General features: G+C 46.1%; 29 protein-coding genes and 1 pseudogene. 1 reads left to right on the forward strand and 29 read right to left on the reverse strand.

The window, feature by feature from the left end; all coding sequences use genetic code 11:
- Window positions 1–242: 242 nt before the first annotated feature.
- Window positions 243–756, forward strand: a pseudogene (locus tag BW947_RS18040) (transposase); the annotation flags it as partial.
- A gap of 107 nt (window positions 757–863) precedes the next feature.
- Here BW947_RS18040 and rplQ read toward each other — a convergent pair.
- From rplQ to BW947_RS18185, 29 genes are all read right to left on the reverse strand, one after another.
- Window positions 864–1,256 carry a 50S ribosomal protein L17 gene (gene rplQ, locus BW947_RS18045; RefSeq protein ID WP_076502238.1) on the reverse strand — a complete coding sequence of 131 codons (393 nt, stop codon included), beginning with the start codon at window positions 1,254–1,256 and terminating at the stop codon, window positions 864–866.
- 40 nt (window positions 1,257–1,296) lie between these two features.
- Entirely contained in the window at window positions 1,297–2,286 is a 990-nt protein-coding gene (locus BW947_RS18050) for a DNA-directed RNA polymerase subunit alpha (protein ID WP_076502240.1), read from the reverse strand.
- Between the two features lie 24 nt (window positions 2,287–2,310).
- Entirely contained in the window at window positions 2,311–2,931 is a 621-nt protein-coding gene (gene rpsD / locus BW947_RS18055) for a 30S ribosomal protein S4 (protein ID WP_076502242.1), read from the reverse strand.
- 32 nt (window positions 2,932–2,963) lie between these two features.
- Window positions 2,964–3,356 (reverse strand): 30S ribosomal protein S11, encoded by a 393-nt coding sequence (gene rpsK, locus BW947_RS18060; protein WP_006083577.1) that lies wholly within the window; start codon window positions 3,354–3,356, stop codon window positions 2,964–2,966.
- A gap of 15 nt (window positions 3,357–3,371) precedes the next feature.
- Window positions 3,372–3,728, reverse strand: coding sequence for a 30S ribosomal protein S13 (gene rpsM / locus BW947_RS18065; RefSeq protein WP_006083578.1), 357 nt, complete (start codon window positions 3,726–3,728; stop codon window positions 3,372–3,374).
- Window positions 3,729–3,845: 117 nt separating this feature from the next.
- Window positions 3,846–3,959 (reverse strand): 50S ribosomal protein L36, encoded by a 114-nt coding sequence (gene rpmJ / locus BW947_RS18070; protein WP_006083579.1) that lies wholly within the window; start codon window positions 3,957–3,959, stop codon window positions 3,846–3,848.
- A 21-nt stretch (window positions 3,960–3,980) separates the two neighbouring features.
- Window positions 3,981–5,321 carry a preprotein translocase subunit SecY gene (gene secY, locus BW947_RS18075; protein ID WP_076502243.1) on the reverse strand — a complete coding sequence of 447 codons (1,341 nt, stop codon included), beginning with the start codon at window positions 5,319–5,321 and terminating at the stop codon, window positions 3,981–3,983.
- Between the two features lie 7 nt (window positions 5,322–5,328).
- Complete coding sequence (gene rplO, locus BW947_RS18080; protein WP_076502245.1) at window positions 5,329–5,763, reverse strand: 50S ribosomal protein L15; 435 nt, start codon at window positions 5,761–5,763, stop codon at window positions 5,329–5,331.
- 3 nt (window positions 5,764–5,766) lie between these two features.
- Window positions 5,767–5,949, reverse strand: a complete 183-nt coding sequence (gene rpmD, locus BW947_RS18085) for a 50S ribosomal protein L30 (RefSeq protein WP_006083582.1) — start codon at window positions 5,947–5,949, stop codon at window positions 5,767–5,769.
- 6 nt (window positions 5,950–5,955) lie between these two features.
- Entirely contained in the window at window positions 5,956–6,459 is a 504-nt protein-coding gene (gene rpsE / locus BW947_RS18090) for a 30S ribosomal protein S5 (RefSeq protein ID WP_076502247.1), read from the reverse strand.
- An 11-nt stretch (window positions 6,460–6,470) separates the two neighbouring features.
- A complete protein-coding gene (gene rplR / locus BW947_RS18095) occupies window positions 6,471–6,821 on the reverse strand; it encodes a 50S ribosomal protein L18 (protein WP_006083584.1) in 351 nt (116 codons plus the stop codon).
- A 10-nt stretch (window positions 6,822–6,831) separates the two neighbouring features.
- Entirely contained in the window at window positions 6,832–7,365 is a 534-nt protein-coding gene (gene rplF / locus BW947_RS18100; RefSeq protein ID WP_076502249.1) for a 50S ribosomal protein L6, read from the reverse strand.
- Between the two features lie 10 nt (window positions 7,366–7,375).
- Window positions 7,376–7,768, reverse strand: coding sequence for a 30S ribosomal protein S8 (rpsH, locus tag BW947_RS18105; RefSeq protein WP_076502251.1), 393 nt, complete (start codon window positions 7,766–7,768; stop codon window positions 7,376–7,378).
- A gap of 24 nt (window positions 7,769–7,792) precedes the next feature.
- The gene (gene rpsN / locus BW947_RS18110) at window positions 7,793–8,098 is read right to left on the reverse strand and encodes a 30S ribosomal protein S14 (RefSeq protein WP_076502253.1); all 306 of its coding nucleotides are present in this window, start codon (window positions 8,096–8,098) and stop codon (window positions 7,793–7,795) included.
- A gap of 10 nt (window positions 8,099–8,108) precedes the next feature.
- Window positions 8,109–8,648: a 50S ribosomal protein L5 gene (gene rplE / locus BW947_RS18115; RefSeq protein ID WP_076502255.1), complete on the reverse strand. Its 540-nt coding sequence runs from the start codon at window positions 8,646–8,648 to the stop codon at window positions 8,109–8,111.
- Window positions 8,649–8,660: 12 nt separating this feature from the next.
- Window positions 8,661–8,975, reverse strand: a complete 315-nt coding sequence (gene rplX / locus BW947_RS18120) for a 50S ribosomal protein L24 (RefSeq protein WP_076502257.1) — start codon at window positions 8,973–8,975, stop codon at window positions 8,661–8,663.
- An 11-nt stretch (window positions 8,976–8,986) separates the two neighbouring features.
- A complete protein-coding gene (gene rplN / locus BW947_RS18125) occupies window positions 8,987–9,355 on the reverse strand; it encodes a 50S ribosomal protein L14 (RefSeq protein ID WP_076502259.1) in 369 nt (122 codons plus the stop codon).
- A gap of 180 nt (window positions 9,356–9,535) precedes the next feature.
- Window positions 9,536–9,784 carry a 30S ribosomal protein S17 gene (rpsQ, locus tag BW947_RS18130; RefSeq protein WP_006083591.1) on the reverse strand — a complete coding sequence of 83 codons (249 nt, stop codon included), beginning with the start codon at window positions 9,782–9,784 and terminating at the stop codon, window positions 9,536–9,538.
- Window positions 9,784–9,975: a 50S ribosomal protein L29 gene (rpmC, locus tag BW947_RS18135; RefSeq protein WP_006083592.1), complete on the reverse strand. Its 192-nt coding sequence runs from the start codon at window positions 9,973–9,975 to the stop codon at window positions 9,784–9,786. The genes rpsQ and rpmC overlap by 1 nt, the downstream gene beginning before the upstream one ends.
- Complete coding sequence (gene rplP / locus BW947_RS18140; protein ID WP_076502261.1) at window positions 9,975–10,385, reverse strand: 50S ribosomal protein L16; 411 nt, start codon at window positions 10,383–10,385, stop codon at window positions 9,975–9,977. The genes rpmC and rplP overlap by 1 nt, the downstream gene beginning before the upstream one ends.
- Window positions 10,386–10,396: 11 nt before the next feature.
- Window positions 10,397–11,089: a 30S ribosomal protein S3 gene (gene rpsC / locus BW947_RS18145; RefSeq protein ID WP_011787574.1), complete on the reverse strand. Its 693-nt coding sequence runs from the start codon at window positions 11,087–11,089 to the stop codon at window positions 10,397–10,399.
- A 9-nt stretch (window positions 11,090–11,098) separates the two neighbouring features.
- Window positions 11,099–11,431, reverse strand: a complete 333-nt coding sequence (gene rplV, locus BW947_RS18150; RefSeq protein WP_006083595.1) for a 50S ribosomal protein L22 — start codon at window positions 11,429–11,431, stop codon at window positions 11,099–11,101.
- A 15-nt stretch (window positions 11,432–11,446) separates the two neighbouring features.
- Entirely contained in the window at window positions 11,447–11,725 is a 279-nt protein-coding gene (rpsS, locus tag BW947_RS18155; RefSeq protein WP_006083596.1) for a 30S ribosomal protein S19, read from the reverse strand.
- Window positions 11,726–11,739: 14 nt separating this feature from the next.
- Window positions 11,740–12,564 (reverse strand): 50S ribosomal protein L2, encoded by an 825-nt coding sequence (rplB, locus tag BW947_RS18160; protein WP_076502263.1) that lies wholly within the window; start codon window positions 12,562–12,564, stop codon window positions 11,740–11,742.
- 16 nt (window positions 12,565–12,580) lie between these two features.
- Window positions 12,581–12,883, reverse strand: coding sequence for a 50S ribosomal protein L23 (gene rplW / locus BW947_RS18165; protein ID WP_076502267.1), 303 nt, complete (start codon window positions 12,881–12,883; stop codon window positions 12,581–12,583).
- Complete coding sequence (gene rplD / locus BW947_RS18170; RefSeq protein WP_076502265.1) at window positions 12,883–13,488, reverse strand: 50S ribosomal protein L4; 606 nt, start codon at window positions 13,486–13,488, stop codon at window positions 12,883–12,885. Before rplD ends, rplW begins: the two co-directional genes overlap by 1 nt.
- Window positions 13,489–13,505: 17 nt before the next feature.
- Complete coding sequence (gene rplC / locus BW947_RS18175; RefSeq protein WP_006083600.1) at window positions 13,506–14,144, reverse strand: 50S ribosomal protein L3; 639 nt, start codon at window positions 14,142–14,144, stop codon at window positions 13,506–13,508.
- A 30-nt stretch (window positions 14,145–14,174) separates the two neighbouring features.
- Window positions 14,175–14,486 carry a 30S ribosomal protein S10 gene (rpsJ, locus tag BW947_RS18180; protein ID WP_006083601.1) on the reverse strand — a complete coding sequence of 104 codons (312 nt, stop codon included), beginning with the start codon at window positions 14,484–14,486 and terminating at the stop codon, window positions 14,175–14,177.
- Between the two features lie 339 nt (window positions 14,487–14,825).
- Window positions 14,826–15,161: elongation factor Tu (locus BW947_RS18185; RefSeq protein ID WP_482938006.1), on the reverse strand; the 336-nt coding region annotated here is incomplete at its 5' end.

The following is a 15,161-nucleotide window of genomic DNA, read 5'->3' on the forward strand; positions in this document are numbered from 1 at the left end:
CTATAACAGTGAACTGCTGAGAAATTATTTAATCGCGTATTATTAAGATGCTGTAGTTCTAACGCCAACAAAGGAAATAGTCTTAATACAGCAAGAAATCTTTCTGCTCAGAGTACGGTGTCCTTAGCAGAGCCTTTATAGCTAACCACGCACCCTCTCCACTCAATGTGACTCAAGGCACTTTTAAAAAGCAGCTTAACATCCCTCCAGAAATACTTGACCATTACATGGGCCGCGAACACATTAATATGTGGTTTCAAGATGAAGCCAAATTTGGTCAACAAAATATCACCGCCCGCACTTAGGCTAAGAAAGGGGCACGTCCACCCAGTAAGGCAGCAACAGTTTGAATCGGCGTATTTAATGACGCCATTCCCTGCATGTGGCGCAACCAAAGTCATTATTGCCCCACATGCAAACAGCGGATATACGTACCAATATTTGAAGTTCACTTCGGCTGCGACGGCATTTGGGATCTACGCACTGGTCATCATGGACGGCCCTCGCTGGCATCAACAAGCGTTAGCCGACGACTTTGATAATCTGACCGTCCTCAAGCCGCCTCCTTACTCACCAGAACTGAATCCGATAGAGCAAGTTTGGCAATGCCTACGCCAAAATGTGTTGGCCGACCGCAGTTTTATTGGTTATGACGACATTGTTGAACAATGTTCCATCGCATGGAATGTCTTCATTGAGAAGAAAGAAAGGGTGAGCAAATTGTGTCCTAGACAATGGATAGCGCCGACCACTTAATGAATAGAAATATCATTAATGGAATTGATATAGTTTGGGATTAAGTCATGAAAAGAAGGCATAAAAAAGCCGGGCGATGCCCGGCTTTTTAAAAGTGTAACCTTAACTTACTCAGCTTCAACATCAACAGCTTGAGCAGCTTCTGGGCGACCAACTAGCTCGATGTAAGCCATAGGGGCTTTATCACCAGCACGTAAACCGCACTTAAGGATACGGGTATAGCCACCAGGACGTTCCTGGTAACGTGGACCCAACTCAGTAAATAACTTACCGACGACTTCAGCGTCGCGAGTACGTGCAAACGCTAAACGACGGTTTGCAACGCTGTCACTCTTAGCAAGTGTTATCAGAGGCTCAACTACGCGACGCAGTTCTTTCGCTTTGGCCACAGTTGTCTTGATGATCTCATGACGAACTAGTGAACCGGCCATGTTGCGAAACATGGCTTGGCGATGACTGCTGTTACGGTTTAGTTGACGACCACTCTTACGATGGCGCATGACCTAATCCTTATAACCTAAATCTGTACAAACCTGAGACTTATAGGTCATCTGCTAAACTAGCTGGAGGCCAGTTTTCCAGACGCATACCTAACGACAGTCCGCGAGAAGCTAAAACATCCTTAATTTCAGTAAGAGATTTCTTACCTAAGTTAGGGGTCTTCAGCAACTCAACTTCAGTACGCTGTACCAGATCTCCGATGTAATGAATCGCTTCGGCTTTCAAGCAGTTAGCCGAACGTACAGTTAGCTCTAAATCGTCGACAGGACGCAGCAGAATCGGATCGAACTCCGGTTTCTCTTCTTTCAACTCTGGCTCAGACACGTCACGTAGTTCAACAAATGCATCTAGCTGTTCAGCCAGAATAGTTGCAGAACGACGGATAGCTTCCTCAGGATCAATAGTACCGTTTGTGGTCATATCAATAACGAGTTTATCTAAGTCAGTACGCTGTTCTACACGTGCTGCTTCTACATTGTAGGCAATTCGTGCAACTGGCGAGAAAGAAGCATCAACCAGCAAACGGCCGATTGGGCGATCATCGTCTTCGGTCTGTGCACGAGCAGATGCAGGTACATAACCACGACCACGCTCAACGCGAATACGCATGCTGATATCATTATTACCTGTCAGATGACAGATAATATGATCAGGATTCACGATAGTGACATCACCATCATGCGTGATATCTGCTGCGATGACAGGGCCTGCGCCGGACTTGCTCAACGTAAGCATAGCCTCGTCTTTACCCTCGATAGTCACTGCTAACCCTTTCAGGTTTAACAGTATTTCAAGGATATCTTCTTGAACGCCTTCCTTACTGCTGTATTCGTGCAGTACACCGTCAATCTCGACTTCGGTAACCGCGCAGCCGGGCATAGACGACAATAGGATGCGACGCAACGCGTTACCTAAAGTGTGGCCGAAACCACGCTCAAGTGGTTCCAATGTAACCTTGGCACGTGTTGAGTTAACCTGCTCGATATCAACGAGACGCGGTTTAAGAAATTCTGTAACAGAACCCTGCATTGTGTCCTCTCTTGTTTGTTAGCTTTACTTAGAGTAAAGCTCGACGATCAGCTGTTCGTTAATATCCGCAGACAAATCGCTACGTTCTGGAACGCGCTTGAAAGCACCTTCCATTTTCGTATTGTCTACTTCAACCCATGTAGGCTTCTCGCGTTGAGCTGCCACTTCTAAAGCCGCTTTGATACGAGCTTGAGTGCGTGACTTCTCGCGGATGCTTACAACATCATTCGCAGACACTTTGAATGATGGAATGTTAACAACACGACCGTTAACCATAATTGATTTATGGCTTACTAGCTGACGTGATTCTGCACGAGTTGCACCGAAGCCCATACGATAAACGACGTTATCGAGACGGATTTCTAAAAGCTGAAGCAGGTTTTGACCTGTGTTGCCTTTAGTACGTGCAGCATCTTTGTAGTAGTTACGGAATTGTTTTTCTAACACGCCATAAATACGACGAACTTTTTGTTTTTCGCGCAACTGAGTGCCGTACTCTGATAAACGTGGCTTACGAGCGCCATGTTGTCCAGGTGCAGTTTCCAGTTTACACTTTGAATCGATTGCTCTCACACCGCTTTTTAAGAAAAGGTCTGTACCTTCTCGGCGGCTGAGCTTGAGCTTGGGACCCAAGTATCTTGCCATGATCTTTCTCCAACTATCCTAACGAAACGGCGTTATACACGACGCTTTTTAGGAGGACGACAACCATTATGAGGGATCGGCGTCACATCGGTAATGTTAGTTATTTTATAACCAACAGCGTTCAGCGCACGAATGGCTGACTCACGACCTGGACCTGGACCCTTCACAAACACTTCAAGGTTTTTTAAACCGTAGTCTTGAGCAGCAGCACCTGCACGCTCAGCAGCCACCTGTGCAGCAAATGGAGTAGATTTACGTGAACCACGGAAACCTGAACCACCTGAAGTAGCCCATGACAACGCATTACCTTGACGATCTGTAATGGTGACAATAGTGTTGTTGAAAGATGCATGGATATGAGCCATGCCATCTGCAACCTGTTTACGTACGCGCTTACGCGGAGAACGTGACGGAACTTTAGCCATTGCTTTACCTTCCCGTTACTTTCTAATGGGTTTACGTGGACCTTTACGCGTACGCGCATTGGTCTTAGTACGTTGCCCACGGAGAGGCAGGCTACGACGATGGCGGAGACCACGATAACAACCAAGATCCATAAGACGCTTGATGTTCATTGAAATCTCACGACGCAAGTCACCTTCTACAATGTATTTGGCGACTTCTTCGCGTAGTATATCTATTTGAGCTTCGCTCAATTCCTTGATCTTAGCAGTTTCAGCTATTGCTGTAGCCGCGCATATTGCTCTAGCGCGAGTACGGCCTATGCCGAAAATTGCAGTCAATGCGATGACTGTATGCTTTTGATCAGGAATGTTAATGCCAGCGATACGGGCCACTATGCACTCCTTAAAGTTAAAGGCCAACTGCGAAAAGCCCGAAAGGATACTCGACAGTCAACAGATTTGCAAACAAAATTTTGTCCAGCCCAATTCATGGGCTGAACAAATTACTTTTTAGCCTTGACGCTGTTTGTGTTTTGGTTCAACACATATAACGCGTACAACACCACTACGCTTGACGATCTTGCAATTACGGCAGATCTTCTTCACGGAAGCTCGAACTTTCATTTCATCACTCCGTAAAGCTACTTAGCGACCAAAGCGATCTAAATTCGCTTTGTTTACTAGGTTAGCTTTCTTCATCACAGACTCATATTGATGAGACATCATATGCGTCTGAACCTGAGCCATGAAGTCCATGATTACGACTACCATAATTAGTAGCGAAGTACCGCCAAAATAGAACTGTACTTTCCACGCAATTAACATGAACTCCGGAATTAAGCAGATAAAGGTTATGTATAACGCGCCTGCTAATGTCAAACGGGTCATAACTTTATCAATGTAACGCGAAGTCTGTTCTCCAGGACGGATCCCAGGGATGAATGCACCACTCTTCTTCAGATTATCTGCTGTTTCGCGTGGGTTAAACACCAACGCAGTATAGAAGAAACAGAAAAAGATAATCGCTGTTGCATATAATAATGAGTAAAGCGGTTGTCCAGGTGACACAGCAAGTGAGAAATCACTTAACCATGACATAGACTCATTTTGACCGAACCACTGAGCCAGTGTTCCAGGAAACAAAATGATGCTTGACGCAAAAATTGGCGGAATAACACCTGCCATGTTTATTTTAAGCGGTAGATGGGTACTTTGCGCAGCGAATACCTTACGGCCTTGCTGACGCTTAGCATAGTTAACGACGATTCGACGCTGACCACGTTCCACAAATACTACAAAATAAGTCACTGCAAACACAATTACCGCGAGCAACAACAATACTAACACATTCAAGTCACCTTGACGCGCCTGCTCAGCCGTTTGGCCGATAGCGGAAGGTAATCCAGCAACAATACCTGCGAAAATCAATATCGAGATACCATTACCTATACCACGTTCGGTAATTTGTTCACCCAGCCACATAAGGAACATAGTTCCAGTAACCAAACTCACAACTGCAACAAAGTAAAACCCAAATCCAATGTTGACCACAAGGCCTGGCACTAAGTTTGGTAACCCGGTTGCAATACCAATCGACTGGAATGTACCCAGCACTAAGGTACCCCATCTCGTATATTGACTGATCTTCTTACGTCCTGATTCGCCTTCTTTTTTCAATTCAGCGAGCGCAGGATGTACCACAGTCAACAGTTGCATAATAATCGATGCTGAAATATACGGCATGATTCCTAATGCAAAGATAGAGGCACGCGAAAGGGCGCCACCCGAGAACATGTTAAACATGCCCAGAATGGTCCCTTTCTGCTGAGCAAACAGCTCTGCTAATACAGCTGCGTCAATACCAGGAATTGGTACAAACGAACCGGCCCTAAAGACGATAATCGCACCAATCACGAACAGGAGGCGAGCTTTCAATTCAGAAAATCCACCTTTCGCGCTTTTTAAATCAAGTCCTGGTTTTGCCATCGACGTATTATTCCTCGATCTTACCGCCGGCAGCTTCAATAGCTGCACGTGCACCTTTGGTTACCTTCAGACCTTTTACAGTCACAGGGCGCTCAATGGTACCTGAAAGAACAATTTTCGCAAACTGGATGTTGCGAGTAATAACGTTCGCATCTTTCAGAGCGTTTAAGTCGATAACATCACCGTTAACTTTTGCTAGTTCGAGTACACGAACTTCAGCTGTTACCATAGCGCGACGCGAGGTAAAACCAAATTTAGGTAAACGGATCTTCAGTGGCATTTGACCACCTTCAAATCCTGGGCGCACACCGCCACCAGAACGAGACTTTTGGCCTTTATGGCCACGACCCGCTGTTTTACCTAGACCTGAGCCTATACCACGGCCTACACGCTTTGGCGCATGCTTAGAGCCTGCAGCTGGAGATAGAGTATTTAAACGCATCTATTAATCCTCCACTTTAACCATGTAGTAGACCTTATTGATCATACCGCGAACTGAAGGAGTATCTTCTAGCTCAACAGTGTGACCAATGCGACGCAGACCAAGACCCGTTAGGGTTGCACGGTGCTTCGGTAAACGACCGATTCCGCTTTTAGTCTGAGTAACTTTTACAGTTTTAGTTGCCATGGTGCATTACCCCCGAATTTCGTCAACATTCAGGCCACGCTTTGCTGCGATTTGCGCAGGTGACTTCATGTGCACCAGTGCATCTACAGTCGCGCGAACGATGTTGATCGGGTTAGTAGAACCGTATGCTTTTGACAGAACGTTATGCACGCCTGCTACTTCCAATACGGCACGCATTGCGCCACCGGCAATAATACCAGTACCTTGTGATGCAGGTTGCATGTACACAAGAGAACCTGTATGACGACCTTTAACTGGGTGATGCAGAGTACCTGCATTCAACTCAACGGTCACAATGTTACGACGAGCTTTTTCCATAGCTTTTTGAATCGCTGCTGGAACTTCACGTGCTTTACCATAGCCGTAGCCAATCTTACCGTTACCGTCACCCACTACTGTCAGTGCTGTGAAGCTAAAGATACGACCGCCTTTAACTACTTTAGAAACACGATTAACTGCAATCAATTTCTCTTGCAGATCGTCTTTTTGCTGAGCTTCTAATTTAGCCATTTTATAACCCCTTAGAACTTCAGGCCAGCTTCACGAGCGGCATCTGCTAAAGCAGCTACACGACCATGATACTTGAAACCAGAACGATCGAACGCAACTGAAGTCACGCCTTTTTCGATCGCGCGCTCAGCAACAAATTTACCTACTGCTTTCGCTGCGTCTACGTTACCGGTACTCTTCAGTAGCTCTTTAACCGCTTTTTCAACGGTTGAAGCAGCTGCCAACACCTGAGCTTCAGGATTAATCACCTGAGCATAAATGTGACGCGGTGTACGATGTACAACCAGACGATTCACGCCCAGCTCTTGGATCTTCTTACGAGCGCGAGTAGCGCGACGTAAGCGAGATGTTTTCTTATCCATATCGCGTTACCTACTTCTTCTTAGCCTCTTTACGGCGTACTACTTCGTCGTCATAGCGAACACCTTTGCCTTTATATGGCTCTGGTGGACGATATCCGCGAATCTCAGCAGCGACTTGGCCAATTACCTGTTTATCAACGCCACGTAGGACGATGTCAGTTTGGCTCGGACACTCTGCAGTTACGCCTGCGGGCAGTTTGTGTACTAACGGATGAGAGAAACCTAAAGTAAGGTCAATATCAGTACCGACGATTTTCGCACGGTAACCAACGCCAACTAACTTTAATTTACGCTCAAAACCTTGAGATACACCAACAACCATATTGTTTACTAATGCACGAGTTGTACCAGCCTGTGCCCAAGCGTTAGCAACGCCTTCAACAGGGAGGAACTTAACTACGTCAGCTTCAATAACAACATTGACCGCATTGTTGATTACTCGAGTCAGACTACCTTTTCCGCCTTTGACGGTAAGTGTCTGTTCGTTCAAGGTCACCTCTACGCCAGCTGGAATAGATACTGGTGCTTTTGCTACACGAGACATTCCTAGCTCCTTAAGCTACGTAGCAGATAACCTCGCCACCCATGCCTGCAAGGCGGGCGGCACGATCAGTCATCAAGCCTTTAGAAGTGGACACAATTGCGACACCCAGACCGCCCATCACCTTTGGAAGTTCGTTTTTACCTTTGTAAATACGAAGACCAGGGCGACTTACACGCTGGATAGTCTCAACGACTGGTTGGCCTTGGAAATACTTTAAAGTAACTTCCAGTTCAGGCTTGGCTTGATCTGCTACGGCGTAATCAGCGATATAACCTTCATCTTTAAGTAGTTTCGCAATTGCGACTTTTAACTTAGCAGAAGGCATCGTCACCGATACGTGGTTAGCAGCTTGGCCGTTACGAATACGGGTTAACATATCCGCAATAGGATCTTGCATGCTCATATTAGCTTACTCCGTGACAAGTGCTTACCAGCTGGCCTTACGCAGGCCAGGAACTTCACCACGCATGGTTGCTTCACGTAATTTGATACGGCTTAAGCCGAATTTACGTAAGAAGCCATGAGGGCGACCAGTTTGATTACAACGATTGCGTTGACGCGCAGCGCTGGAATCACGTGGTAGAGCTTGCAACTTAAGTACTGCATCCCAACGGTCTTCGTCAGAAGAAGCTGGACTTGCAATGATAGTCTTAAGAGCAGCACGCTTTTCAGCGAACTTAGCTACGAGCTGTGCACGTTTAGCTTCACGTGCTTTCATTGATGTTTTTGCCATTACGCTACCCTTATTTCTTGAATGGGAAGTTAAAAGCGTCTAACAAAGCACGACCTTCTTCATCATTCTTCGCAGTAGTAGTGATAACAATATCCATACCACGAATCTTATCGATTTTATCGTAATCGATTTCTGGGAAGATGATCTGCTCACGCACGCCCATTGCGTAGTTACCACGGCCGTCAAACGCTTTAGCGCTTAAGCCACGGAAGTCACGAATACGTGGGATTGCGATATCGACTAAACGCTCTAAGAATTCCCACATACGCTCACCGCGTAGGGTCACTTTACAGCCAATAGGGTAGCCTTCACGGATTTTAAAACCAGCAACTGACTTACGAGCAACAGTCACTACTGGCTTTTGACCAGCAATTGCAGTCATATCACGGACAGCATGGTCCATAACTTTTTTGTCTGCAACAGCTTCGCCAACACCCATATTCAGGGTGATTTTCTCAATCCGAGGGACTTGCATGACACTGGAATAACCAAACTTTTTAGCAAGTTCAGCGATAACAGTCTCTTTGTATTTATCATGCAGTTTCGCCATCGTTTACTCCAATTACTTAATGAGTTCACTATTCGATTTGAAGAAACGCACTTTTTTGCCATCTTCAAAGCGGAAACCAACGCGATCAGCTTTGCCAGTGGCAGAGTTGAAAATCGCTACATTTGATGCTTGTATCGGTGCTTCTTTCTCAACAATACCGCCAGCTACGCCCAGTTGTGGGTTTGGCTTTTGGTGTTTTTTGACAAGATTGATGCCTTCAACAATTAATTTACCAGTAGGAAGGACTTGAGAAACTTTTGCACGTTTACCCTTGTCTTTACCTGCTAATACAATTATTTCGTCTTCGCGACGTATTTTTGCTGCCATTTTGAAGCTCCTTACAGTACTTCTGGTGCCAGCGAGACAATTTTCATAAATTGCTCATTGCGCAATTCACGTGTCACTGGTCCAAAGATACGAGTACCAATCGGCTGCAGGTTGCCGTTAAGCAATACCGCTGCATTCCGATCGAAGCGAATGACAGAACCGTCTGGACGACGTACGCCTTTCTTAGTACGGACTACCACCGCGTTATACACATCGCCTTTCTTCGCTTTAGCGCGAGGAATCGCTTCTTTAACAGAAACTTTGATGATGTCGCCGATACCGGCATAACGACGATGAGAGCCACCCAAGACCTTAATACACTGAACTCTGCGTGCGCCGCTGTTACAAGCAACGTCAAGAGTCGATTGCATTTGGATCATTTTAAGTGCTCCGCTATCGTTACTACACAAATCCCACTATGGGACAATAAACACACTCATTTTTGCTACTAATTTAGTCAAAAATGGCGCGCAAATATAACACCATAAAACTGGAATGTATAGTATTAAAAAACAAACGGCTCCATGAACTGGAGCCGTTTACCTAAATACCTAATTAACTTAGGCCTTTGATACTACTTCAACCAGGGTCCAAGACTTAGTCTTAGACAAAGGACGACATTCGCGAATCGCTACTAAATCGCCTTCATTGCACTGATTAGTTTCGTCATGTGCATGGATCTTAGTCGTACGCTTAATGTATTTCCCATAAATTGGGTGTTTCACTTGGCGTTCGATAGCAACAGTAATGGACTTGTCCATCTTGTTACTCGTTACACGACCCTGCAAAGTACGGATTTTATCAGACATTACGCACCCGCCTTAGAAGTAATAATGGTCTTAACGCGCGCAATATTACGGCGCACTAATTTCAGTTGATTAGTCTGAGTCAACTGACCAGTGGCGTGTTGCATACGCAGGTTGAACTGCTCACGCAGCAGACCAAGTAGTTCAGCGTTCAGTTCTTCAACGCTCTTTTCTCTCAGTTCGCTCGCTTTCATTACATCACCGTCTTAGTTACGAAGGTAGTCTTGATTGGAAGCTTGGCAGCAGCTAAAGCAAACGCTTCACGAGCGATTACTTCAGATACACCATTCATCTCATACAGTACCTTACCAGGTTGAACCTGACATACCCAGTATTCAACGTTACCTTTACCTTTACCCATACGCACTTCAAGAGGCTTAGAGGTAATCGGCTTGTCCGGGAAAACTCGAATCCAAATTTGTCCCTGACGCTTAATATGACGTGTCATGGCACGACGTGCAGATTCGATCTGACGTGCAGTTAAACGGCCACGGCCGACTGCTTTCAGACCAAAAGTACCAAAGCTAACTTCGGTACCGTTCGCTAGACCGCGGTTACGGCCTTTGAACATCTTGCGAAACTTCATACGTTTAGGTTGCAGCATTGCCGGCTCTCCTATTTACCACGAGGCTTGCGCTTAGGTTGCTGCTGCTTCGGCTCTTCAATCTGTGGCAGCATTCCGTCCAGAACTTCACCTTTGAAGATCCAAACTTTAACGCCGATCACACCATATTGGGTGTGACTTTCAGATGTTGAATAGTCGATATCAGCACGCAAAGTATGTAAAGGTACGCGACCTTCACGATACCACTCATCACGCGCAATCTCAGCTCCGCCTAAACGGCCACTAACTTGTACTTTGATACCTTGAGCACCAATACGCATTGCGTTTTGAACTGCGCGCTTCATAGCACGACGGAACATTACGCGACGCTCTAATTGCTGTGCAATAGAGTCAGCAACTAACTTGGCATCTAGCTCAGGTTTACGGATCTCAGCGATGTTAATTTGAGCAGGAGTGCCAGCAAGTTTTGACACTGCAGCACGCAATACTTCAACGTCTTCACCTTTCTTACCAATCACAACGCCTGGACGGGCAGTGTGAATCGTAACGCGGATGCTTTTCGCTGGACGCTCGATAACAATCTTAGATACTGAAGCAGCTTGTAATTTCTCTACAAGAAACTTACGCACTTCCCAGTCGCTGTTCAGATTATTTGCGTAATCTGATTTATCTGCGTACCAGGTAGAGATCCAAGGCTTAGTGATACCCAGACGGATACCATTAGGATGTACTTTCTGTCCCATTGCTCTCTCCTAGCGATCTGATACAACCACAGTAATGTGGCTGGTACGCTTCATGATACGATCAGCGCGGCCTTTGGCACGTGGCATGATACGCTTCATTGTTGGGCCTTCATCTACGAAGACGGCTCCAACTTTAAGCTCATCAATATCCGCACCTTCGTTGTGTTCGGCGTTTGCGATAGCTGAGTCAAGTACTTTTTTAACCAGTACGGCGGCTTTCTTGGGGCTGAAAGTCAAGATTTCGAGGGCCTTAGCAACAGGCAATCCACGAATTTGATCAGCAACCAGACGGGCCTTCTGCGCAGACGTACGGGCAAAACGATGTTTAGCTAAAACTTCCATCTTATTCCTCCCGTATTAACGCTTCTTCGCTTTCTTATCAGCGGCATGGCCACGATAAGTGCGAGTTGGTGAAAATTCACCAAGTTTATGGCCAATCATTTCGTCAGTTACGAACACAGGAACGTGCTGACGACCATTATGGACAGCGATGGTCAAACCAATCATATTTGGAATGATCATAGAGCGACGTGACCAAGTCTTAATAGGCTTTTTGTCACCGGCTTCCATCGCTTTCTCTACCTTCTTCAGCAAGTGCAGGTCAATGAAGGGACCTTTCTTGAGAGAACGTGGCATGGCGAATCCTCTTACTATTTATTACGACGACGTACGATGTACTTGTCAGTGCGCTTGTTACTACGAGTCTTATAACCCTTAGTTGGCACACCCCATGGAGTCACTGGGTGACGACCACCAGAAGTACGGCCTTCACCACCACCGTGTGGATGGTCTACTGGGTTCATTGCAACACCACGCACTGTTGGGCGTATGCCTCTCCAGCGGTTAGCACCTGCTTTGCCTAACTGGCGTAGCATGTGTTCGGCATTACCAACTTCACCAAATGTCGCGCGGCAATCAACTGGCACTTTACGCATTTCGCCAGAGCGAAGACGTAGAGTGGCATATGCGCCATCACGAGCAACAACTTGTGCATAAGCACCTGCTGAACGAGCGATCTGAGCACCTTTACCAGGCTTCATTTCAACTGCGTGTACAACAGAACCTACTGGGACGTTGCGCAGCGGCATTGCGTTACCGGTTTTGATTTCTGCATCAACACCAGACTGGATCTTATCGCCAGCTTGCATGCCTTTGGCAGCAAGAATATAACGACGTTCACCATCCGCATACAATACTAACGCGATGTTAGCTGTACGGTTTGGATCATATTCCAGACGCTCAATCTTTGCAGGGATCCCATCTTTATCGCGTTTGAAGTCGATTAGACGATAATGCTGCTTATGACCACCACCTACGTGACGGACAGTGATACGGCCAGTATTGTTACGGCCACCACTTTTAGATTTTTTCGCCAACAGGCCAGCAAAGGGTTTACCCTTATGCAGGTCAGTGTTCACCACTTTAACTACGTGGCGACGACCTGGAGAGGTTGGCTTACACTTAATAACTGCCATGATAATTCTCCTTTGCTTACTCAGCGCCGCCGACGAAATCGATGTCAGCACCAGCAGCTAGAGTCACATAGGCTTTTTTCCAATCGCTACGACGACCAGTACGGCCACCTGTGCGTTTAGTTTTGCCTTTGCTGACTAAAGTGCGAACTGAATCAACTTCAACTTCAAATAGCATAGCAACAGCAGCTTTAACTTCAGCTTTAGTTGCATCGATAGCTACGCGGAAAACAACAGTGTTGTGCTTCTCAGCGTTCACAGTGCTCTTTTCAGAGATGTGTGGAGCGAGAATGACTTTTAGCAAACGTTCTTCGCGGATCATCATGCTAGCATCTCCTCGATTTGCTTCACTGCGTCAGCAGTCACAAGCACAGTGTTAAACGCAATCAGACTAACTGGGTCTAGACCCGCTACGTCACGAACGTCAACCTTGTACAGGTTACGAGCTGCTAAGAATAAGTTCTCATCAACTTCTGCAGTCACAATTAGAACGTCTTCTAGGTTCATTGCTTTTAATTTAGCTTTCAGCTCTTTAGTTTTAGGAGCTTCAACGCCAAATGATTCAACAACAACCAGACGCTCTTGACGTACCAATTCCGACAGAATGCTTCTCAGCGCGCCGCGGTACATCTTTTTGTTAACTTTTTGGCTATGATCTTGGGTTTTAGCAGCGAATGTTACGCCACCGCCACGCCAGATTGGGCCTTTAACAGAACCAGCACGAGCACGGCCAGTTCCTTTTTGGCGCCAAGGCTTTTTGCCTGAGCCAGTTACTTCCGCACGAGTCTTTTGAGCACGAGTGCCCTGACGCGCGTTTGCAGCGTACGCTACAACTACCTGATGAACCAGTGCCTCGTTAAAGTCACGGCCGAAGGTAGTTTCGGAAACTTCAAGAGCGCTTTGCGCGTCTTTCAATACCAATTCCATTACTATCTCCTCAGACCTTAAGCTTTAACGGCCGGCTTGATAATCAAGTCGCCATTGGTAGCGCCAGGAACAGCGCCACGGACTAGTAGCAGGTTACGCTCAACATCTACACGAACAACGACTAGATTTTGAGTTGTAACACGCTCAGCACCCATATGGCCTGACATTTTTTTGCCTTTGAATACGCGACCTGGCGTTTGGTTCTGACCGATAGAACCATTCGAGCGGTGCGACAAAGAGTTACCGTGAGTCATATCTTGAGTACGGAAGTTCCAACGCTTAACGCCGCCTTGGAAGCCTTTACCTTTTGATTGACCAGTAACGTCTACTTTCGCTACATCAGCGAAAATATCAACATTTAGCTCAGCACCAACTTCAATGCCCTCGCCTTCACCGTCTACCAAACGCATTTCCCACAAACCACGACCGGCTTCAACGCCGCTCTTAGCAAAGTGTCCTGCTTCTGGTTTAGTGATGCGATTGGCTTTTTTGGTGCCAGTTGTAACTTGAAGTGCACGGTAACCGTCAGTTTCTAAAGTTTTCACTTGAGTAACACGGTTGCCTGCAACTTCAATTACAGTAACTGGTATTGAAACGCCATCTTCGGTGAAGATGCGAGTCATACCAACTTTACGACCAATAAGACCGATAGCCATCTCTCAAACCTCTTCTTACTAGGATCTCAATTAACCCAAGCTAATCTGTACGTCGACACCAGCCGCAAGATCTAAACGCATTAACGCGTCTACAGTCTTTTCAGTTGGCTCTACGATGTCAACCAGGCGCTTGTGTGTACGTAATTCGTACTGGTCACGAGCATCTTTATTAACGTGCGGAGAGATCAAAATGGTATAACGTTCTTTACGCGTAGGTAGTGGAATTGGACCACGTACTTGAGCGCCTGTACGTTTAGCAGTTTCAACGATTTCCGCTGTAGACTGATCAATTAAACGATGATCAAATCCCTTTAAGCGGATACGGATTCTTTGGTTCTGCATTGACCAGAGCTCCTAAAATGGACATATAAAAAATCACCCTCTAGCTTCTTCCAAATGGAAAAGCAGAGCGAGATGATTTAACCGTTCGACTCCCAATCGGAGCCGCTATGATAATGATTAACTTAAGTGACTAATCATTTAATTCGTCAACCTAGGTCGACGAGGGGGCCATTATACCTATGTAAATCTGGATATCAAGCCCGCTGTGTAAATAGTCATCAAATAACTATTTAACTTCAGAGTGAGGCGCATTCTACACATTTTTACTTATAACGCCAGCCCTGTAATAAAAAAAGGAAGCCTTAGCTTCCTTTTTTAGTGTGTCACTAAATTTTGCTATTAAGCAAAAATTTTCGCTACTACACCAGCACCAACTGTACGGCCACCTTCACGAATTGCGAAGCGTAAACCTTCGTCCATCGCGATTGGACAAATCAAGGTCACTTTCATCTTGATGTTGTCACCAGGCATTACCATCTCTACGCCTTCTGGCAATTCGATAGTACCTGTCACGTCCGTTGTACGGAAGTAGAACTGTGGACGGTAACCTTTGAAGAATGGAGTGTGACGTCCGCCTTCTTCTTTTGACAGAACATAGATTTCTGATTCAAAAGTTGTGTGTGGGTTGATTGAACCTGGTTTAGCCAACACTTGACCACGTTCTACGTCATCACG

Source organism: Shewanella morhuae, assembly GCF_900156405.1.
GTDB lineage: Bacteria > Pseudomonadota > Gammaproteobacteria > Enterobacterales > Shewanellaceae > Shewanella > Shewanella morhuae.